Genomic DNA, 22,584 nt, shown 5'->3' on the forward strand with positions numbered 1-22,584 from the left:
CTATCCTTAATACCTTACTTCTTATTTATAATCCCCATCAAAACATCCTCAGATGTTATTGGAAGCTTTTGAATTCTAACTCCTACTGCATTATATATAGCATTTGCTATAGCTGCTGGTGGAGTATCTATTCCTATTTCCCCTACAGATTTTGCCCCATGAGGTCCTGTAGGTTCAAAGCTGTCTATAAATTCTACAGTGAGTTTTCCTACATCTTTTCTTGTTGGAATATTATAAGTCATATAATTATTGGTCAAAAGCTTACCTTTTTCTGTATGCTTAACCTTTTCAAACATTGCCATTCCAATTCCTTGCATAAGTCCACCTTCTACCTGTATTCGGCAAAGATTTGGGTTTATTGTAGTTCCACAATCAACTACGGCTGTATAGTTAATGAGATCAACTTTACCTGTTTCAGTATCAACTTCAATTTCTGCAAATCCTGCCATAAATGGTGCTGGTGAAATTTCTCCTGAGAAAGACCCTGATGCTATTAACTGTTTGTGATGTTTATTATAATAAAGCTCTATCGAAAGCTGTTCTAAACTGATTTGTCTCTGCTCATCAAGAGTTTTAATATATTTACCATCAAATTCTACATTTACTGGGTTTACTTCTAAACTTTCTGCCCCAGCCTGAATAATCATATTTCTCATGTTTTCAGCAGCTCTTTTTACTGCATTACCTGAAACATAAGTAGTACTTGATGCATAAGCCCCTACATCATATGGAGTTAAATCTGTATCTGAAGAATAAACTACAATCTTTTCTGTTTCAATTCCTAGAGTTTCAGCTGCAATTTGAGCAAGTATAGTATCACTTCCAGTTCCTAAATCTGTAGCTCCAACTAAAAGATTGAAAAATCCCTTATCATTTAACTTTAATAGTGCCGATCCCATATCTATAGCTGGAATACCGGAACCCTGCATTGCAATAGCACAGCCCATTCCCCTAACTTTATTTGATGCAATCTGTTTTCTTGGATACTGCTCCTTCCAATTTGAAAGTTCTAATCCCCTTTCTATGCATTCAGGAAGTTTACAATTATCAATTATCATGTCAACTCCCTCTGTACCTTCTCCCATTATCTTAAATACAGGTGATCCTTCTCCTTGCCTTATCATATTTTTCTTTCTAAATTCCATAGGATCCATTCCTATAATTTCTGCCATTTTATCTACAGCAGATTCTAATGCAAAGTTACCTTGTATCGCTCCATATCCTCTATAGGCTCCTGCTGGGGTTAAATTAGTATATACTACTTTCCCCCCAAATTTACCTGCGAGAACTTTATTATATAAAGGAAGTGTCTTAGAACCAGCTACCATAAATACTGTAAGAGCATGCTCACCATAAGCTCCTGTATTTGATAAAATCTGCATATCTATAGCTTTTAAATTCCCTTCTTTATCAGAACCAAGTGTTACTTCAACCTTCATAGCATGCCTGCAGTAGGTTGCTTCAAATACCTCTTCCCTAGTATATATAAGCTTTGCAGGTCTTCCTGTTCTTAAAGCTACTAATGAAACTAGGAATTCTCCATGTAAACCTTGCTTTCCACCATAGCCACCGCCTATTCTAGGTTTTATAACACGAATTCTATCTATTGGCATATCTAACGCTCTTCCTACTAATCTTCTTGCATGATATGGTGTTTGAGTTGAAGATACAATGGTGAGTCTTCCATGTAAGTCTAAGTATGCAAAGGATGCATGTGTTTCCATTGCAGTGTGAGCTTGAGCTTGAGTATAATATGTCTCTTTCACTACATGCTCACAATTCTTTAATGTTTCATCAAAATCTCCAAAGCTCATATTATATGCAGCAGCTATATTTTTCTCAGGCTTAAATCCTATAGGAAACATTTCATGAGCTTCTTTTTCAGGATGTATTATAGAGGTATGTCCCTCTGCCTTTTCAAAATCCAGCACTGGCTCAAATACTTCATACTCCACTTCTATAAGTTTTAATGCTTCTAAAGCTATACTCTCATTTTCTGCAGCTATAGCTGCTACTTCATCTCCCACATATCTTACATACTCATCTAAAATATATTTGTCATGAGGTGATGGTTCTGGGAATCCTTGTCCTGCACGGGTAAATATATTTCTTGGTACATTTTTATAGGTTAAAACTAAACTTACTCCTGGTAGTGCTTCAGCTCTTTCTGTATTTATGCTCGTAATTTTTGCAAAAGCATGAGGGCTTCTTAAAACCTTAACTATAAGCGAGTTTACTGGCGCCAAATCATTGGTATAAGCTGGTCTTCCCTTTATAAGTCCCATACCTTCAAACTTTGGTATGGATCTTTTTACTTCCTTCATTTAGTCCACCCCCATAAACTTTTTAACTGCTCTTAAGTGTCCTTGATATCCTGAACATCTACATAAATTTCCTACTAAATAGCTCTTCATATCATCCACTGTGGGATTCTGTAATTCTCTCTTCATAGCTATTACTGTAAGTACAAATCCTGGGCTACAAAATCCACATTGTTCTGCTCCTTCTGCAGTTATAAGTTTTGCTATTTCTTCAGCTTCTTTTTCTACTCCTTCAATAGTAGTTACCTCATGACCTTCTGCCTTTACTGCAAGATAGGAGCAAGATGGAATAGGTTTTCCATCTAAAAGCACTGTACAAACTCCACAGTTTCCTGTATCACAAGCTTTTCTAACACTTGTAAATCCACATCTTCTTAAAACATCATGAAGCACTTCATGAGCTTCAATTTCAATTAATCGTAGAGCACCATTTATCTTTAAATTAATCTTCATTAAATCACCCCCATGATTCCTCTCTTAACTAGTGCCTTGCAGAGTTCTTTTCTATAGATTGCAGAAGCTCTTAAATCCTCTCCAAAACTTAAATGTTCTACAGCCAATTCCCCTGCCTTTTTAGCATTTTCTTCACTTAATTCTACTTTACTTATAAATTCCATAGCTTCTCTTGAAAGCTTTGCCCCAAATGGCCTTGCCCCTACAGCAATTTTAAATTCATTATCCTTTTTTGATACTGCTACATTTAGTATAGAAAAATCTGTGGTTGTATTTCTTAAACTTAAAAACTTTCCACGTTTCCCGTCCTTTTTTACGATTATTTTTACTAAGATATCCTCAAACTTAGATTTACTCTCTAGAAAATCTTCTAATGGAACTCTCCCCAAATTATAAAACTCTAGATAAGTATCCAGTGCCATTAACGGAGTTATAACATCTGAAAAACCATATCTTCCACAAATGCTTCCTCCTATAGTTGCCATATTTCTTATTTGAACTCCAACTATTTCAGAAACTGCATTTGATAGCATTCCATCAAATGCAGTTTTTAAGATCTTAGAACATTCTACTTCTCTTAGAGTTGTCATAGCTCCTACTTCTATTTCATCACCTTTTTCTTCTATAAAATTTAAATTTAAATTTGATAAATTAAGAGCCTTTTGTATTTCTCTCTCTCCAAGTCTTATAAATGCTCCTCCGGCAATTACAACAGCTTGTTCATTTTTCACAATATTATAAGCTTCTTGTAGACTTACTGGCTTTAAATACTCTTTTATTTTCAAATATCCTCACTCCTTTCTATAAAACCCCACTTATAGCATGTACAGCACACTTAGATTCACATAACCCGCATCCAAAACATTTATCATTATTTACTTCAACTATTTCTTTTACTTCTATTGCAAAATAAGGACATACCTTTTCACAAAGCTTACACTTTGTGCACTTATCTTCATCAATTACAGGATGATCTGGTTCATATTTAACTTCACCCTTTTGAAGGGATGTGTTTACAACTTCCTCTATGCTATTAAAGTTATACTTTCTCAAAATCTCCGGAAGATCTTTTATTATCTTTTCATATAAATCCTTACCTCTAAGCATTGCAGCTGATAACATTTGCACAGCATCTGCTCCTGCAAGTAAAAATTCAACTACATCTTCTGCTGTTGCTATACCGCCTACCCCTATTACTATAAAATCTGGCATAGCACTCTTTATTTTATTTACTATGGCAAGTGCTACAGGTTTTATAGCAGGTCCTGATGTCCAAACTTCTCCTTTTTCATTTCCAACTAAAACTTTTCTATTTTGAATATCTATTTTCATAGTAGGTCCAAGAGAATTTATAGCTACAACTCCACTTGCTCCGTTATCTCTAACCGCCTGCGCAAAGGCTACAGGATCTGGAATATGAGGACTCACTTTCATAAATACAGGTTTTTTTGTATTACTTCTTATTGTCTTTACAGTTTCCCCTATAACACTTAAATCCTTTCCCACATAGTGAGTTGAAACCTCAAAAGCATCTGCGTAAGGGTCTAATACCGGAATTAATTTTTCCATATCCTCTTTAGTGTATCCAACACTTATTATAAGAGGTACATTTAAATCTCTCTTTAAATTGGGAAGTATATATTCTAGCCAATGCTTAAGTGAATACTCAGACCAAAGCTCAGCATTCATTATGCTGTCCTTATTTCCATATATACATGGCCTTACAACTTCTGCTCCCTCAATAGATATTGTTTTTGTTACCATTCCACCAAGTCCAAAGCCTGCAAGCGCCATCATCTTTTCATAATCTCCAACTAATGGTCCCGAAGCTGGCATAACTGGATTCTTAAGCTCAATACCTGCTATAGTTGTTTTCAAATTCATATAAAAACCCCCTACTGATTTACTGTTTCCCATACCTTTTCTGCTACTTTCGCAGACTTTTCATATAAAGCTTCTGTATCATATTTAACCTGATAGTTTTCCATTAACATTTTCCCATCTACCCATACATCTTTAGGATGAAAACTTTCAAAAACTCCAAAGAAGATATGGCTTAAAACGTTATCATTATTTAATGGTGTTGATGGATCATAGGGAACAGTTATAAAGTCTGATTTGTATCCTTCTTCTATTTTTCCTATTTTTATATTTAGTATATTAGCTACATAATCATACCCATTTTGTATAAGTTCTAATAAATCATTCAAACCAAACTTTGTTGGGCTGCCCAATTTATTTTTCATAGCATATACTACATTTAAATAATCACGGGTTATATTTGCTCCCAGACCATCATTTCCTATCATGCATTTTATTTTGTTTTTCCTGAATACTTCATAATTTGCTATACCTACGGCATTGTTCATATTTGAAGTTGGATTTATAGCAATTCTACAGTTTCTGTCTCTAATTATTTTTGCCTCATCATCATCTATATGAACGCAATGAGCTAAGATAGATTCTTCATTTAAAAGATTAAACTTATCAAGTCTTTTTACTATTGACATGTTATGTTTTTCCATGCAATCTTTCACATCTTCTTGGCTTTCTGCCACATGAATGTGTATAGGTAGTCCGTTAAGTTCCTTTGATATGATGCTTAATGATTTATCACTTAAACTTAGAGATGCATGCATTCCGAATAGCCCTGCGAATTTTTCATCTTTTTTTCTTGAAAATTCTATGTTTTCTTTGATACATTCATAAATATTAAATCTATCACTAGTTTCAAAGCAAAATATTCCTCTTAATCCTAACTCATTTGAAATAGCTTTTTTAATTTCACTTAAAGAGTATATTATGTCAAGTCCACTAGCATGATGATCTATTATAGAAGTCACTCCGTTTTTTATGCAATCAATACCATAAACTAATGCGCTGTAATAATTAGCTTCGTTATCAAGTTTTGCATCAAGTTTCCACCAAAGCTGATCCAAAATATCTTGAAAGCTTTTTGGGTTAAATGGAACATTCATCCCTCTTGATAAGGTAGAATATATATGAGTATGACAATTTGTAAGTCCTGGCATTACTATGGATCCTTTAAGATTATATATTTCATTTATATCTTCATCATTAAAGTTTTTCATCTCTCCTATTTCTTCTATTTCTGAGTTAAACTTTATATAACAGTTTTTCCTTAATGAATGAAAATCATATATAGAGACATTTGTTAATACTTTCACCTTCATCCCCCCTCGTATTAAATTTTAATCTCCATTATTCATAGCATTATTTATGCCAATATAAGTTTTATTGTCATTTATAAAAAACTGTTATTCAAACTTCTCCACATTATTAATAATACAAATATTTTTATACCTATCGTTCATAAGGTTTATATTAGTAGTAGAGATTTCATTGATGTTTAACTAATTATTATTTCATGCATATTATCAAATTGATAAACTTTCTTATATTGATAATTAATGTTTAAAATGAAACATCTCAATGAATTGAGATGTGCTGATTTATAACAAAATTACAAATTTCTATAAATCATGCATGAAACATCTCAATGAATTAAGATGTGCTAATTTATAACAAAATCATAGATTTTTATAAATTGTTTAATTCATATTCATCTATCTTTCTATACAAAGTTGCAATTCCTATTCCAAGTTTTTTCGCAGCTAACTTTTTTCCTTGAGTTGTATCGCCAAATATATTAATCGCCTTCAATATTTCTCTTTTTTCAAGCTCCTTTAATGTCATTATTTCTTCCTTTCCCTTTCGAACCTTTCTTTGAGAATTTATTATACTCCTTGGAACCATATCTAATACTAAAACTCCACTGGTATCAACCATGTTTATCATGAATTCCACTGTATTTTCAAGCTCTCTTATATTTCCCGGCCAGCTATATGCGTAAAATAAATCCATAACTCCTTCGTGTATATCCATCTTAGTAAAATTCTTTCCAAGTATCTTCATATATTTATCTATAAAGTGTTTCACCAAAAACTCTATATCTTTTATTCTTTCTCTAAGTGGTGGAATATTAAAAGGTATGACATTTAATCTATAATAAAGATCCTCTCTGAATTTATCCTTTTCAATAAGGGCCATTAAATCCTTATTAGTCGCAGCAATTACTCTCACATCTATATCAACTGGAGTATTTGATCCTATTCTTATTATCCTTCTATCTTGAAGTACCCTTAAAATTTTTGTCTGAAGCGCTAATGGCATATCTCCAATTTCATCTAAAAATATTGTTCCATGATTCGCTAATTCAAATTTCCCAATCTTACCTGATGCAGATGCTCCAGTGAAAGCTCCCTTAACATAACCAAAAAGTTCACTTTCTAGTAATTCATAAGGAATAGCTGCACAATTTATAGCTATAAATGGTTCGCTTTTTCTTGCTCCCTCATTGTGAATTGCACGTGCAAACATTTCTTTACCTGTACCGCTTTCCCCTGTTATAAGTACCGTGGAACAGGAAGATGCTATTCTCTTTATATTATTTTTCAACTCATACATTGCAGGCGAGTCTCCTAGAATATCATTACATTGTATATCCATTTTTATATGCGATGTAATTTCTCCTTTAGTAATTTTTCCTTCCTGAAATATAAATAATTTATCAAATTGCTCTTCATTTAGTCCTATAGAATAAAATTGACCATAGACATTAAAAGTTTGCTTGTCTATAGTTAATTTATATTTGCTCATCTCTAATATACTTTCATCTATTTTTTCTATTTCTATGGTGTGCCTAAAGTTTCCATCTATAAACTTTAAAATTTCAATAGCTTTTTTATTAATATGAGTTACCTTATCTTGATTATTTAAAATGATAACTCCTCTATCCATCTTATCTATTACTAAATTTAATCCCTTAACTAAAGTGTTTTCTCTTAGTTTTTCCTTTCTTTCATATGCAGTAATACTTATAAACTCGGAAATTTGCTGCAAGAATTCCATATATGTATTAAAATCATTTAGAAGGTGATTTTTTTGTTCTTCTCCAAAACATATAAGTCCAATTACTCCTACAATTTGGCTACCAAGCTTTATTGGAGTGCATATTTCATATTTTTCACTGCATTTACCATATTTACTGCAAGGTATACATAGCTCACTTTCCCCGGGCTTATCTATTATTTGAGGCTGTCCAGTTTTTAATATGTGTTTATATATGTATCCTTCCTTTTCCATACTCCTATTTGTAAGGTTTCTATACATTCCTGTACCTGCAACCCTTACAAGGTTGCTATCAGCAATTTCAACATCTACTTTTAGAACTTTTGAAAGTATATCTGCATATCTTTTTATAGAAGGCTGTATTTCCATTAGAATAGATTTCATAGTTTACACCCTTTCTAAATTTTTTGAATTATTTGTATATCCATTATATAACAATTATGAGCAAAATACAAAAATGATTAAATAAAAAAACAGCCCATTTTAAAGACTGTTTTTGAATACTATTTATCATATATCAATTATTAGTTAAAATTATATGCCCTCTGAAATCTGAAACATTCATTTATAAACCCTTCGTAAATTAAATCCTTATCTTCAATTGAAAATAAATCATCTGGTTTCATTAATGCAGGGTTTTTGTCAGTATCATAAACCCCACTTTTAATTAAAACTTCTGAAACAAACTGAGTACAAAAATAATAATTTTTCCTTTTAACAGGTTGATTAAATAAAACTCCAAATAAGCCTAAAAAATTATATTTATATTCATCCTTTTTTTCTAAAAATCCTTCTATTTCATTTTTTAAGATATTATATTGTTCTTCTGTAACTTCTAATTTATATATCACACACTCACTTCTAGAGAATTTTTTATATACTCCATCATATAAACTTTCTTGAACAAATCCACCTGAAAAAGGATTGTCAGGGTTTGTCCTGCCAAAAGAATACATTTTAGTAAAACTACTATCAAAGCTAATAGAAGAATGTATATATTTGCCTTCAGTAAATAAGCTTATTAAATTTGAAAGCCAGGTGCCTGTCCTAGATAAAACCAGATAAATATTTTTTTGACTCATTTTTTATAATCAAACTCCTTAATATTACTCATATTTTCTAACTACTTGACCTATTATATCAGCTAATTCTTAAGAATTTCTTTATTTAATATTAAAATTTGATTAGAAATTTGTGTTTTATTAAGATATTAATGTATTTTTTGACGTTATAATTATTTAATATAGGCTTAAGAAATCACTTCTTAAGCCTATATTAAACTCGAATATTATTTTATTATTTTCCTATCTATACATTTATTTATATATAATAGGTAATGTTATACTTATCTTTGTACCTACATTAATTCTACTTTCAACAGTAATCCTTCCATTGTGGTTAAATATAATCCATTTTGCAATAGATAGGCCTAGTCCTGTGCCACCTGTTCGTTTTGTTCTTGATTTATCCGCTCTATAAAACCTATCGAAGATATGTGGTAAGTCTTCTTTTGAAATTCCTAAGCCCGTATCTTCAACAGAAATTAAAACTTCATTATCTTGAAGGATACAATTAACCTTTATTAATCCTCCTTCTGGAGTATACTTTATACTATTATCTATAAATACTCTTAGAGCTTCTTTAATCATCTTATAATCTGCATTAATCTTTGCTAAATCATTCTTTTCACTTTTTATTTCATGAGTATTATCGATAAGCTTTGTTTCTTTAACTATTTCATCAATTAATTCATTTAAATAAAACTCCACTTTTTCAACCTTTTGAGTATTCTTGTCCCCCCGTGCTAAGAATAAAAGCTTTTCTATAAGTAATTTCATGCTTTCAGATTCAGTTTTAATTGCAGAAATAGACTCCTCAAGAACGCTTTTATCGTCCTTTCCCCATCTGTCTAGCATGTTTACATATCCTTGAATAACTGAAATTGGAGTTCTTAATTCATGAGAAGCATCTGATACGAATTGGTTTTGCTGCTCATAAGACTCCTGTATTCTGTCAAGCATAGTATTAAAAGTTCTTGCCAAATCTTTAAGTTCATCTTGCGATCCTCTAATATTAAGTCTTGTATCTAATGCCTTAATAGTTATATTCTTAACTGTATTTGTCATTATTTCAATTGGTTTTAAAGTTTTTCTGCTAGCTCTTGTACCAGCAAGTAGAACTATGATTGTAACAACTATATCCATAAATAATAGTGTAGAAGTTAAAACTATTACACTAAATATTTCATTTATTAATCTATCTTTAACTTGAATGTAAATGTCCCTTGACTTCCAGTTCACTCTATTACTAAGCATCATTGCATATCCAAAATTATTATCATTATGGTTAAGATAATCCCAATCCACATAAACCTTATCTCTATTTTTTATAATTATATAGTTTTCATTAATAACTATACTTTGATTTTGTTTACTTTCATCACGGAAGATTATAGAATCTTCCCCATTTTCTGTTGTATATAATAAATTCTTATTTTCATCAAATATAGATATTGAAATATTATCAAGCCTAGAGATCCTATTTAACTTCTCTACTGGAATTTCGGTATTTTCTTTTAGGTAATCCGAAATTAACTGAAAGTCTTTTTGTAAATTATCTTCAGCATTCCATCCGGCATATATAGCAAATCCACCTATTATTGCACCACTTAACAGCATTAGAATAAGACTTATTATAAACATATACACTATTGTTATTTTAAAAGTTAAAGAAAACCGTAGTTTTTCAATAAATCTATTTTTAAATTTTTTTGCTAAACTTATTATTTTCTTAAGCAATAAAAAAGGAACTATGGATATGCATCTTATTATCTGTTTGATTAATTGCAAATATATTCCTTTATTTTTCATCTTTTAGTAGGTATCCCACCCCTCGAACAGTATGAATTATTTTTTTACTATATTTATCATCAATCTTGCATCTTATATATCTAACATATACATCAACTACATTAGTGTCACCCATATAATCATATCCCCATACTGTTTGAAGTATTTTATCTCTTGTAAGAACAATATTTTTATTTTCTAGGAAATACCTAAGTAGGTCAAATTCTCTTTTAGTAAGTTCTATTGCCTCATTATCATATGTTACTATATACTTATCTAAATCAACTTTTAATCCATCTAATTCAAGAATACTTGATGTCATTATTTGAGTTACTTTTCTTTTAAGCGCTGCTCTAATTCTTGCAAGTAATTCCTCAATTGCAAAAGGCTTAGTTACATAATCATTAGCGCCCATATCTAACCCTACAACTTTATCCATAATTTCATCTTTAGCTGTAAGCATGATTACAGGAACTTCAGAACCTTGCCTTAATCTCCTTAGCACTTCAATGCCATTCATTGAAGGAAGCATAATGTCTAATATAATCAAATCAAATTCTTGCTCAAGGGCCTTGTCAAGTCCTTCCCTTCCATCATGTGCTTGATCAACTTCGTATCCTTCATGTTTAAGCTCAAGTTCTAAAAACCTAGCTATTTTAATTTCATCTTCAATAATAAGAATCCTTTGATTATTCATAATGATAGTCCTCCACTTTAACCATAATCTAGACCAAACCTTAATTATTATTAAATCTAAATCACCAAAATATTGCAAGTAAAAAAATTGCACTGGTATAGATCCAATGCAATTTATATTTAACCTACTAAATCATTTTTAATTTCTTGTATTTCATTTTGTACTTTATCAAGAGTTTGGTTTATCTTTATATCTTCACCCTTATTAGTTTCAAACTTCACCCTAAACCCACATAATAAAGCTAGGATTAAACCAATAAAAGCTATATGAAACCCAAATACCACTATTAATATAGAAACGTTAAGAGATAAATTTAGAACTATTTTCTCTTTCTTTTTAATAACAAATCTAATATTGTTTCCCTTCTTTATAAGTGCTTTAATTTTGTCAAAGAAACATCCCTTTTTATCATCATTTTTTTCAGCCTTAACTTTATTGTTTTTTTCTAAATATATTATTGCTTCTAACATATCTCCATCACAGTTTTCTAAAGCTTCCTTTGCATCTTCATAACTTACATTAATTCTTTTTCTTAATTCATCAATTTGTTCTATTTTTATTGACATCTTAATCCCTCCAAAATTTATTAACTTAACTTATAATTTTATTATAGAGTAGATTAATTAGAGAACAATTAATGAAAGATTAGAATTAGATTAGAATATCTCAATATTATAAATAAAATAAGTGATAAAGATCTTCCCTTACCACTTATTTTATAATCTTATATTAACAAAACAAATCTATAAATCTATAATCCTTAAAATAAAATAGTCCTCTTGCAGTTATTTTCAACTCAGGTATTACAGGAAGTGCCATAAAACCTAAAGTTAAAAATATATCCTTATCTTCATATTTTTCATGAGCTTTTATGAAACTATTCATATTAGAAAGCTTATTTATAACATAACTTGGTTCTTTGTATGTCATTAGACCTGCTATTGGAAGTTCTAACTCTTCAATTACTTTTCCATTTGAAACTAAAACTATTCCCCCACCAATTTCTATAAGTCTATTTACAGCAATTGTCATGTCACTATCTAAGCTTCCAACTACTATTACATTATGCGAGTCATGTGCTATAGTTTGCGCTACAGAACATTCTGTAAGTCCTAATCCTTCAATATATCCTAATGAATATTTACCTGTATTTTTATGTCTTTCAAATACAGCTATTTTTAAAATATCTTCTCCCTTTACTCTGTTTACATATCCATTTTGGATTATAACTTCTCTTTCTTCTTTTTTGGTTTCAATTGAATTTTCTATAACCTTTATAATATTTATTTTAGATGATTTAGCCTTTATTTTAAAACTTTCCTCGGTAACAACATCCATATTTATAGAATTTTTTAAGTTAGGATTTATGCCTTTAAAATCAAACTTATAATTATAAACTCTTCCACTTTTTATAACTTTATCTATGGTAACCTTTTTTAAATCACTCAATATTACTAAATCCGCTTTATAACCTGGTGCTATAGCCCCTCTATCCTTTAAATTATAGCACTGCGCTGCATTATAGGATGCTATAGTATATGCTATGATTTCATTCAATCCATATTCTATTGAAATCTTTATATTCTCATTTATAGATCCCTTTTCTATAAGATCGCCTATGTCTTTATCATCAGTACAAAATAAAAATCTTGAGTAATTTTTTTCATTTACTGCTGGCAGTAAACTCAATAAATTTTTAGCAGCAGAGCCTTCCCTAATCATTACATACATGCCCTTTTTAACTTTTTCTAAAGCCTGCATAGCATCACTACATTCATGATCCGTTTTTACTCCCGCAGCTATATATGCATTTAACCATTCTTCACTTATTTGAGGACAATGTCCATCTATAGTTTTATCTTTGTACATATTTATCTTTTTTAATATCCATTCAGTGCAATTTATAACAGAAGGTACATCCATCACCTCTGCTAATCCAATTACATTTTCCCTATCTCTATAGGATTCTATATCTTCCGATCTAAGTAGCGCTCCATTATCCTCAAATTCAGTAGCTGGAACGCATGATGGTATCATATAAAATATATCCATCAAACTCTTCTTGCTATTTTCCATCATAAAGTCTAAGCCCTTTTCTCCCAAAACATTAGCTATTTCATGTGGATCTGTAATACAAGTAGTTACTCCATTTTGTAACAATACCTGAGAAAAAATCTCAGGTATTGATTTGGATGATTCTATATGAACATGAGCATCTATAAACCCAGGAGTTACAAAAAGGCCATCGCAATCTATTTCTTCTATTCCTTCATAGCTGCCAATACCTGCTATGATTCCATTATTCATAGCAATATCTCCTCTTTCAAACTCCCTAGTAAATACATTTAGGAAAAAAGCATTTTTTAATACCAAAGGGGCCTTTTCTCTACGGGCAGCAATTTTAATATTACTTTTCATACTTTCTAGCATATTTCATTTCCCCTTTATAATTAAAATATCTTACTTACATAAATATCATCTTTAATAAAAATAATAGCGCAAGTATATACATAGTTCCAGATATTTTTTCTTTTTTACCTGCAAGTACACTTAATATAACATAAGATACAACTCCAAACATAAGTCCAGTAGCTATACTATAAGTTAGCGGCATGAGTATTATTGTTAAAAATGCTGGTATTGCTTCTATATAGTTATAAAAATCTATTTGAACTACATTTTGCATCATAAATAATCCAACTACAATTAATGCTGGTGCTGTAGCACAGCTTGGAATTGACATAAATATAGGAGCAAATACTATTGCTACTAAAAATAATAGTCCTGTAACTACAGATGTTAGTCCCGTTCTTCCGCCCTCAGCAACTCCTGCAGAACTTTCTACATAAGTTGTAACTGTAGAAACTCCTATCATTGCACCAAAGGTTGTTCCTATAGCGTCACTTAAAAGTGCCTGTCTTGCTCTTATAACGTTTCCATCTTTGTCAAACATATTAGCTTTAGATGCAACGCCAACTAATGTTCCTACTGTATCAAAGAAATCTACAAATAAGAATGTTAGCATTACAGTTAAAAACGTGATAATACCCTGAGAATGAGTGAGCAAAGAAAAATCTAGTTTAAATGCAATTGGTGATATACTATGAAATGCAAAAATACCACTTGGAACAAATATTCCATAATTTTTAGCAGCTACATCTGGTCCTATTGCTAATGCATAGCCCCAAGCAGCTACAGAGCAAATAAGTATCCCCCACAGTATTGCACCCTTTATATTTTTATAAGTCATAATTGCTATAACTATTACACCAAGCATACATATAACTGCTCTTGGGTCTGTCATTTTTCCTAAAGTAATAAGTGTGGCATCATCATTTATAACTATTTTTGCATTTTCAAATCCAATTAAAGCTATAAATAATCCAATACCTGCACTAACTGCTATTTTAAGAGTGGTAGGTATTGAATTTACTACCATTTCTCTTACTTTTGTTAATGACAACACTATAAATATAATACCTTCGAAAAATACTGCTGTTAATGCAACTTGCCAAGGAACTTTCATCCCTATACAAACTGAAAAAGCAAAGAATGCATTAAGTCCCATACCAGATGCTAATGCAAATGGTAAATTAGCATATATACCCATTAGTATTGTAGTTAGTCCTGCTGCTATACATGTAGCTGTGAGTATTGCACCCTTATCCATTCCGGTGGCAGATAAAAATTCTGGATTTACAGCTATAATGTATGCCATAGTAAGAAATGTAGTAATACCTGCCATTACTTCTGTTTTGACTGTAGTCTTATTTTCTTGCAATTTAAAATACCTTTCAAGAAAGCTTACATCATTACTGCCTCTTAATTCTGTTTTCATACAACTCACCCCTTTTTTTATTTTTAATCATATACATAGCATTATTTGTGCCAACCTTTATACTTAATAATTAATGTTTTCTAACAAAAATCAGTCAGCTTATTTTTTCTAATTTGCCTGTTAGCTATTAACTACATATATTTAAATATATGATTTTCTCGTGTTAAAAATTAGTTAATTATACAATTAAATGGTTATCAATGTGATAAAAATTATCACATTGATAACCATTTAAAGTTATTCTTATATAAATGTATTGGATTAATTAAATTTTTATCTATTAGTAGCTTATTGTTTCTTTTCTTCCTTTACGTCTGGCTGTGGTACTATTACTTCATTATAATCACCTTTTTTAGCATTTTCTAAAGCTAGCTTAGCTAACTGCTTCATGTTATTTGTTGAATTAGTAGCTCCAGTGACAACATCAACTTTTTCTAAATCTTGTTTATCAACTAAAGCTTTTTCAAGCTGAGGACAATATTTATCTGGTGAAGTTCCAGATTTTGAAGCCATTGCGTTAATATAATCTTTATCTTCCGATTTTCTCTTATTGTCTTTATTTAAATAGTCAAAATCTACTGTTGCGATTTTTCCATCTTTAATTTCTATCTCAGTAAATGCATTCCATCCGTGAGTATCTAATCTATCAAAGCTTGCCCTATACTTCCCATCCTTATAGGCAGCTGCTTTGCTTGCATCTGTTGATTTAGAAGAACCTCTACAACCTGCTAATAATGATACTGATAATACTGAAACTAGAGCTAATCCTATAGACTTTTTCATTTTAAATTCCCCCTATATAATCATGCTTTGTTAAATTTTTGATTATATTTATGTTAATGCATTATATTATTTCTGTCAATCCAAAGTCCCCAAATATATGCTATAATTCATAAAAAAGAATAATATTATTCACAAAACAATTTTAACACAATATTTAATGTGCATATTGATGAACATATAAGTTTTCAATTGATTAATTTCATATATTTACTCCTCTTTTAGAAATTTATTTTTGATATCCATTTATATATTGACAAATAACTTTTAGCGGCATACAATTGTATTGTGCGCATATAGAAAACATGTGTTCTCATAAAGAGTACATAATATTTAGATTATTTTTAATTTAGGGGGGATAGCATTGATTAGAGATGGATTAAAAAAAATAGTATGCGACATTATTGATGAAAATGTAGATAAAATAAAGAACTTAGCTTTAGCTATAGAAAATGAACCAGAGCTGGGTTTTAAAGAAACAGAAACTTCTAATAAAGTATGTGATTTTTTTAAAGAGCTAAATATATCCTATGAAAATAATTTAGCTATTACAGGAGTGAAAGGAAAACTTAAGGCTTCTGGTAATGGACCTAATGTAGCAATTCTTGGAGAATTAGATGGAGTAATATGCTTTGATAGTGATAAGGCTAATAAAATAACTGGTGCTTCTCATACTTGTGGGCACAACTTACAAATAGCTTCAATGCTTGGGGCCGCACTCGGATTGAAACTTTCAAATATAGAAAATCAATTATGTGGAAATGTTACATTTATGGCAGTTCCTGCAGAAGAATACATAGAAATTTCTTATAGACAAAAGCTTAAAGAGGAAGGAAAACTTCACTTTTTATCAGGAAAACAAGAACTTATATATAGAGGGGCTTTTGATGATGTAGATATAGCTATGATGGTTCATGCTTTAAAAAATTCACCTGAGCCTACTGTAGCCATTGGAAAATCTAGTAATGGATTTGTTGGTAAAACTGTACAATATATAGGAAAGGCTGCTCATGCAGCAGAGGCACCTCATGAAGGAGTAAATGCACTAAATGCAGCTATGCTCGGAATCATGGGAATAAATGCTTTAAGAGAATCTTTTAGAGATGAAGATTCTATAAGAGTACATCCTGTTATAACAAAGGGCGGAGATACAGTAAACAGTGTTCCATCGGATGTAAGAATGGAGACCTATGTAAGAGCTAATTCTGTAGACGCTATTACAGTTACAAATGAAAAAGTTGATCGAGCTCTACTTGGTGGTGGATTTGCTATGGGGGCACAAACTATAATTGAGACAATTCCAGGTCATATGCCATTAAAAGCTTCTTTACCTTTAAATAGTATATTTAAAGAAAATGCACAGAAACTCTTACCTGAAGATAGAATTATAGATGCAGGACATTTTGCAGCCTCCACAGATATGGGGGATATATCAAACTTGATTCCATCCATTCATCCATTTATAGGGGGCGTATCTGGCGCACTACATACTAAGGATTTTAAAGTAGAAGATTTTAATGCAGCTGTTATTTTGCCTGCAAAACTTATGGCTATGACAATTATAGATTTACTTTATGGAGATGCTGAGGAAGCTAAATATTTAATGAATTGTTATACTCCAACATTTAAAAATAAAGAAGATTATATAAAGTTTTTAGAAGATCGTTTTGAAAGGAAGGTGCAATAAATGAAAAATTGGAAAAACCATGTTTTAGTTCTTATACTAGTTATAATTGCTGAAATGATAGGTGTTATGAAATTTAAATTTGGTCCTGGAACAATAGTTCTCTTACCTATGCTTTACGCATTAATAATGGGAATATTTCTAAGCCCTAAATTTTTGAAAGTATTAAATGATAAAGATATGTCTGATGCTGGTTCCCTTATTACTATATCTCTTATGCTTTTAATGGCTAAGTATGGTTCACAAATCGGACCTACTCTTCCTAAAATAATCAAGTCCAGTCCTGCTTTAATACTTCAAGAGTTTGGAAATATAGGTACTGTACTTTTAGGTGTCCCTATAGCAGTATTTTTAGGATTAAAACGTGAGTCTATAGGTGCTGCCCACTCAGTTTCTAGAGAACCAAATGTAGCTTTAATAAGCGATGTGTATGGCTTAGATGGTGATGAAGGAAAAGGTGTAATGGGTGTTTATATTTGTGGAACAGTACTTGGAACAGTATTCTTTGGAGTAATAGCAAGTTTATGCGCAGCTTATACTCCGCTCCATCCTTATGCACTGGCTATGGCATCTGGTGTTGGAAGTGCTAGTATGATGACTGCATCAGTTGGTTCATTAAGTGCAATGTTCCCTGAAATGGCAGACACTTTAGCAGCTTTTGGTGCGGCAAGTAATATGCTATCAGGTCTTGATGGATTATATATGTCACTTTGGATTGCATTACCTTTTGCTGAGTGGCTTTATAAAAAAAGCTATAAATTAAAATATGGGGTTCCTGCCCCTGAGGCAGAAAAATCTCAGTCTAAAATGGCAAAGGAGGTATAGTCTATGAAAATTAAAGATTCATTATTTATATTAATATTAATAGGATTACTTTCTCTTGTTGGAAACATGATAGGACCTAAACATAATATATTTGAAGCTCTTCCAGGTATGCTTATATTAATTGGAATATCCATTGCTGGAATAACACTAGGAAAAGTAATGCCAGGTAAAGTTCCAGCAGTAGCTTATATCGTAACACTTGCCTGTATATTAACTTACCCAAGTTTTCCTGGGGCGGCTCAAATGTCTAAATATATTGCAAAAGTAGATTTCTTAGCTTTAACTACTCCAATACTTGCTTATGTTGGACTTTCTATAGGCAAAGATCTAGATAGCTTTAAAAAATCTGGATGGAGACTTATCGTAGTTTCTTGCATAGTATTTGTAGGAACTTATATTGGCTCTGCAATAATTGCTCAATTCATTTTAAAAGCACTTGGACAAATATAAAGACGCAAATAATAAACAATAATTTTAAATAAAGGTCTCCCAAGGGAGACTTTTATTATTTAACCATAAAAAATCTAGCTCGCGCTAGATTTTCCACATTATTAATCATTATCTATTATTTGTTCTAAAGCAGGTTTATAAATATGCCTGCTATGATTACAGAAGTTATAGTAACCGTTACAAATCCTCCTACTATCATCTGTGGAAGCATCTGATCCATAAGATATTTCTTTTCATCTTCATCCTTAGCAAGCGCCTTAGAAGCTTCTTCTGTCAAAACATAGTTTGGAGGGAACCCATACAACGCTGTAAGTGAAGTCGCAAAAGCCATTTCTTTGGTCATTCCAAGGAATTTTCCTAAAAGCACTGACGTAATGGCCATTCCTATTACCCCTACAACTATAATTATTATCAAAGGCCAAGCTATTTGTACAAGCATAGCTGGAGTAGCTTTTGAAAGTGCTCCAAATACATATACCATAAGTACAAACATTAAAAATCCAAATGAATTAGAAACATGTAATATATCTCTTTCTATAAATCCTATTTCTTGAAGTATAATGCCAAAAACTAAACATAATACAAATGGTGAAACCTTATTATGAGTAAGTGCTGCTATTTGTACTGCTAAAAATGAACTAAAAGCCATTTTTGCAAACATTACTGAAGCAGTATTATACTTTGAAGGAAGTTTAGGTATGAATTTTTTCTTCTCTAACCTTGTTTCTTTCGCTGCTGAAGCTTGCTCTAATGCTTTAACCCCTTCGGCTCCTCCATTTGCATGGTATACTTTTAAAAGTCTTCTTCCTTCTTTCTTTAGACAAATTGCAGTAAGTGGATATCCAGCAAATCCCTGCATTACATACATTACTATTGCAAGAATTGAAGCAAGCTCTAGCCCCTTCTTAGCTGCACCTTCCTGCATCATGAGAGCAGCTACTATTCCTCCTGTGAGTGGTGGAAGTCCTGATACTACATATTCTCTTCCTACTAATGGAATACATATAAACCAACATGCAATTATCATTCCAGTAAGTCCAGCTAGAGTTACCGCAATCACTTTCCACTGTTTTATTAATTCTGAAATACTTATGATAGTTCCCATATGAGTAATACACATATACATAGCTATACTTGCAAAAGGCATTCCAAATCCAGGCAAATCAATTAAATTTTTAGGTAAAAAAGTCCAATAGCCTGCTAAAAATAATATCGCTACTACAAATACCGATGGTATCCATGCTTTTGTCTTTGTTCCTATAAAGTCTCCAAGTGCAAAAATAACTGCAATAATTAAAAGTGCCGTTACAGGAGCCATACATATCCTTCCTTTCTTCATAGAAATTTATATAACATATATATTCAACAAAAATATAATTATCCTTTTAATTTTGAAAAATATAAAACCATGCTTAAAACCCTCATAAAATGTAGATTTTGAACATGGTCACATAAGATAAATTATTATTACGTGCATATTTAATTGTAAGCTTAAATTTTTATACATAGCTAAACTTAAAACATACTAAATATATTTATTTATAAATATCTACTATAAGTCCTGAGATGTCATCTATAGTTTTTGCTATATTTAAATTCTCCTTTTCACTACTTAAAAGCATTTCAGTAAGTTCTTGTAATTTTTCATCAATAGTATCTACTGTAATAAAGTATTGAGTTTGCCAAAAGCTTATATCCTTTTTTACGCCATACATATATGATAATACAGAGTTTAAGTATTCTTTTATCATTTTTTTGTAGGCAAATACATCTGAGTAACATTTTGTTACAGCAAGCCTATTACCCTTTTTTTGTATCTCTTCTAGCATTTCTTTTAACTGCTGTTCATTTCTTCTTTCTCTTGCAAAACTAAAGTTCTGAGAAAAATCCTTTTTTTCACTTATAGCTTTATTATCGCTTTTATTTATTAAAGAAGAATTTCTAACTCTAGATATCTCCATGCTACTATCCCCTCACCTTTATCTAATTTATAAATTAAAGTTAAATATTCGTTATGTAAATGTATTTTATTATTTTATTATATATCAGGGTTATAGTTCAATACAATTAAAAATACTATAAAAGCTTCAATTGTACAACTTATCCAATTGTCTTGTCCAATATTTTGATGAAGTTTGCATTACAGGTCCAATTAGAAATACTGAAATAAATGTGCCAAATGCAACAGGTCCTCCAACTAACCATCCAATCGTTAAGGCTGTTACCTCAAGTAAAGTTCTAGAATAATTCCTACTATTTGAACCCATCTGCCTACAGATAAGTTAGTTAAATTAGCTAGTCCAATATGCAAAACATCCCATGTTGTTACTCCAAGACTGGCTCTAATCACAGTTGCAGCTCCTAAAGCTAAAATAAATATTCCAAAGTTTAATCTATATTTTTAATATCAAATATATAGAATGGGATTTGCATTGAATAAGCTGAAAAGCTTTTTTAAATGCAAATCCCATACTTGAGTTTCAATCTTATCTTAAAATGCACATTTTTTATTTAACTACTTCCCATGTAATTCCTTTATCTTGAGTTTTATATAATATACCTTCCAATATTAATAGCCCTGTATTTTTATCTATAAACTGTACCTTTCTTCCTCTAAGATTTATTTCAGTGGTTATTTCATTTACATTGCTATCATTATAAAAAATTCTATATATTTTATTTCCTCCCCCATCTACAATCCAGAGTATACCATCTTTATCTACTCCATAAATTATTTCTATGCCTCCTTGTGCCTCAACAGGAATTGAAGGATTCCAAGTTGCTCCTCCATCTATAGTTTTATAAAATATCATAGATGATTTGTCTTTAGATTTAAATTCTACTGGAAGATATCCTTGTTTATTATCCTTGCTAAACTTAGGTGGAAAGGTGTTTATACCATATTCATTATTTTTCAAGTATTCTTTAGGTACATTTAATTTTTGAACTTCCCAGGTTACACCTCCATCCTTTGTATTATATATAAATGGATATTTTGTTTTCTCACCCTTCATAGTATACCATCCCATATTACTACTAATGAATTTTATACCTGTTATCCCCTCTATATTATAAGAACTATCTTTATTGTTTAAACTGTCTATAACATTTTTAGTTACCTTTGACCAATGGTTGCCTGAGTCATCTGTTTTATATATTTCCATTCTTAAATTATTTGAGATTTTAGAGGATGTAACCATTACAAAAGTTTCTTTAGAATTTACAACATCTATATTAACTTCTATTGTTTCATTATTCCAACTCCTTTCTAGATTTAAAATAGTTTGTTCCCATTTTTGTCCTCCATTGAAAGTTTTAAATATACTTATCTTATTTTTATCTTTATAGGCTATAAACCCAATTTCTTTATCTAAAAATGTATGAAATAATGAATTATTATTTACACTCTTACTATTACTAGCTATATATTGTCTATCGCTTAAATTAATCCCTTTTGGGGTAATATTCTCCCAGGTAAATCCTCCATCTCCAGTTTTAAGTATTCCCTCTTTTGAAACTGCCCATCCATATGTGCTATCTATCATATTAAAATCTATAAAATTATATTTATCTGATCTTTGTACTTTAGATGCTGACTTTACTTCAACATTTCTACTATCATTTTTCTTTAAAATTTGAGTACAGGCTATAGTTGAAGTTATAAACGCTAGACCTATGAATATATAAAATACCCTTTTCATAATTTATCTCCTTTAGTCTTACTTTATTTCTATTATTGACTAAAAGATTAAATA

Annotated in this window: 20 protein-coding genes; 3 read left to right on the top strand and 17 right to left on the bottom strand. The window is 30.9% G+C overall.

The features are described 5' to 3' along the window. Positions 1 to 14: 14 nt before the first annotated feature. From JOC70_RS12090 to JOC70_RS12150, 13 genes are all read right to left on the bottom strand, one after another. A complete protein-coding gene (locus JOC70_RS12090; RefSeq protein WP_204599134.1) occupies positions 15 to 2,324 on the bottom strand; it encodes a xanthine dehydrogenase family protein molybdopterin-binding subunit in 2,310 nt (769 codons plus the stop codon). Next, entirely contained in the window at positions 2,325 to 2,774 is a 450-nt protein-coding gene (locus tag JOC70_RS12095; RefSeq protein WP_204599135.1) for a (2Fe-2S)-binding protein, read from the bottom strand. Then, a complete protein-coding gene (locus JOC70_RS12100; RefSeq protein ID WP_204599136.1) occupies positions 2,774 to 3,559 on the bottom strand; it encodes an FAD binding domain-containing protein in 786 nt (261 codons plus the stop codon). Before JOC70_RS12100 ends, JOC70_RS12095 begins: the two co-directional genes overlap by 1 nt. A gap of 16 nt (positions 3,560 to 3,575) precedes the next feature. Beyond that, complete coding sequence (locus tag JOC70_RS12105; RefSeq protein ID WP_204599137.1) at positions 3,576 to 4,658, bottom strand: 4Fe-4S binding protein; 1,083 nt, start codon at positions 4,656 to 4,658, stop codon at positions 3,576 to 3,578. An 11-nt stretch (positions 4,659 to 4,669) separates the two neighbouring features. Further along, positions 4,670 to 5,968, bottom strand: coding sequence for an amidohydrolase family protein (locus JOC70_RS12110; protein ID WP_207755297.1), 1,299 nt, complete (start codon positions 5,966 to 5,968; stop codon positions 4,670 to 4,672). A gap of 367 nt (positions 5,969 to 6,335) precedes the next feature. Beyond that, the gene (locus tag JOC70_RS12115) at positions 6,336 to 8,090 is read right to left on the bottom strand and encodes a sigma 54-interacting transcriptional regulator (protein WP_204599141.1); all 1,755 of its coding nucleotides are present in this window, start codon (positions 8,088 to 8,090) and stop codon (positions 6,336 to 6,338) included. Between the two features lie 140 nt (positions 8,091 to 8,230). After that, positions 8,231 to 8,788, bottom strand: a complete 558-nt coding sequence (locus JOC70_RS12120; RefSeq protein ID WP_204599142.1) for a hypothetical protein — start codon at positions 8,786 to 8,788, stop codon at positions 8,231 to 8,233. Positions 8,789 to 9,022: 234 nt separating this feature from the next. Continuing rightward, the gene (locus JOC70_RS12125; RefSeq protein ID WP_204599143.1) at positions 9,023 to 10,576 is read right to left on the bottom strand and encodes a HAMP domain-containing sensor histidine kinase; all 1,554 of its coding nucleotides are present in this window, start codon (positions 10,574 to 10,576) and stop codon (positions 9,023 to 9,025) included. After that, positions 10,566 to 11,252 (bottom strand): response regulator transcription factor, encoded by a 687-nt coding sequence (locus JOC70_RS12130; protein WP_204599144.1) that lies wholly within the window; start codon positions 11,250 to 11,252, stop codon positions 10,566 to 10,568. Before JOC70_RS12130 ends, JOC70_RS12125 begins: the two co-directional genes overlap by 11 nt. Positions 11,253 to 11,371: 119 nt before the next feature. Beyond that, the gene (locus JOC70_RS12135; protein ID WP_204599145.1) at positions 11,372 to 11,818 is read right to left on the bottom strand and encodes a DUF4342 domain-containing protein; all 447 of its coding nucleotides are present in this window, start codon (positions 11,816 to 11,818) and stop codon (positions 11,372 to 11,374) included. Between the two features lie 163 nt (positions 11,819 to 11,981). Beyond that, complete coding sequence (gene ade, locus JOC70_RS12140; protein ID WP_204599146.1) at positions 11,982 to 13,682, bottom strand: adenine deaminase; 1,701 nt, start codon at positions 13,680 to 13,682, stop codon at positions 11,982 to 11,984. A 34-nt stretch (positions 13,683 to 13,716) separates the two neighbouring features. Continuing rightward, on the bottom strand, positions 13,717 to 15,090 hold the full coding sequence (locus JOC70_RS12145; protein ID WP_204599147.1) for an NCS2 family permease: 1,374 nt from the start codon (positions 15,088 to 15,090) through the stop codon (positions 13,717 to 13,719). Between the two features lie 288 nt (positions 15,091 to 15,378). After that, positions 15,379 to 15,873 (bottom strand): FMN-binding protein, encoded by a 495-nt coding sequence (locus JOC70_RS12150; protein ID WP_204599148.1) that lies wholly within the window; start codon positions 15,871 to 15,873, stop codon positions 15,379 to 15,381. A gap of 361 nt (positions 15,874 to 16,234) precedes the next feature. On the opposite strand from JOC70_RS12150, the gene JOC70_RS12155 reads away from it, so the two are divergent. The 3 genes from JOC70_RS12155 to JOC70_RS12165 are packed head-to-tail and all read left to right on the top strand — an operon-like array spanning position 16,235 to position 18,829. Then, positions 16,235 to 17,557, top strand: coding sequence for an amidohydrolase (locus tag JOC70_RS12155; RefSeq protein WP_204599149.1), 1,323 nt, complete (start codon positions 16,235 to 16,237; stop codon positions 17,555 to 17,557). Then, entirely contained in the window at positions 17,558 to 18,379 is an 822-nt protein-coding gene (locus tag JOC70_RS12160; RefSeq protein WP_204599150.1) for a DUF3100 domain-containing protein, read from the top strand. 3 nt (positions 18,380 to 18,382) lie between these two features. Further along, entirely contained in the window at positions 18,383 to 18,829 is a 447-nt protein-coding gene (locus tag JOC70_RS12165; RefSeq protein WP_204599151.1) for a DUF340 domain-containing protein, read from the top strand. Between the two features lie 124 nt (positions 18,830 to 18,953). Here the strand turns inward: JOC70_RS12165 and JOC70_RS12170 are convergent, their stop codons facing one another. The 4 genes from JOC70_RS12170 to JOC70_RS12180 form a co-directional block, all read right to left on the bottom strand. After that, a complete protein-coding gene (locus JOC70_RS12170) occupies positions 18,954 to 20,147 on the bottom strand; it encodes a hypothetical protein (RefSeq protein ID WP_204599152.1) in 1,194 nt (397 codons plus the stop codon). A gap of 217 nt (positions 20,148 to 20,364) precedes the next feature. Then, the gene (locus JOC70_RS12175) at positions 20,365 to 20,790 is read right to left on the bottom strand and encodes a YaaR family protein (protein WP_204599153.1); all 426 of its coding nucleotides are present in this window, start codon (positions 20,788 to 20,790) and stop codon (positions 20,365 to 20,367) included. A gap of 260 nt (positions 20,791 to 21,050) precedes the next feature. Beyond that, positions 21,051 to 21,209 (bottom strand): DUF6198 family protein, encoded by a 159-nt coding sequence (locus tag JOC70_RS19415; protein ID WP_481128508.1) that lies wholly within the window; start codon positions 21,207 to 21,209, stop codon positions 21,051 to 21,053. Positions 21,210 to 21,336: 127 nt separating this feature from the next. Next, a complete protein-coding gene (locus tag JOC70_RS12180; protein WP_204599154.1) occupies positions 21,337 to 22,530 on the bottom strand; it encodes a beta propeller repeat protein in 1,194 nt (397 codons plus the stop codon). Between the last annotated feature and the right edge of the window lie 54 nt (positions 22,531 to 22,584).

Origin of the sequence: Clostridium pascui (assembly GCF_016908015.1) — a bacterium.
Lineage (GTDB): Bacteria > Bacillota > Clostridia > Clostridiales > Clostridiaceae > Clostridium_AK > Clostridium_AK pascui.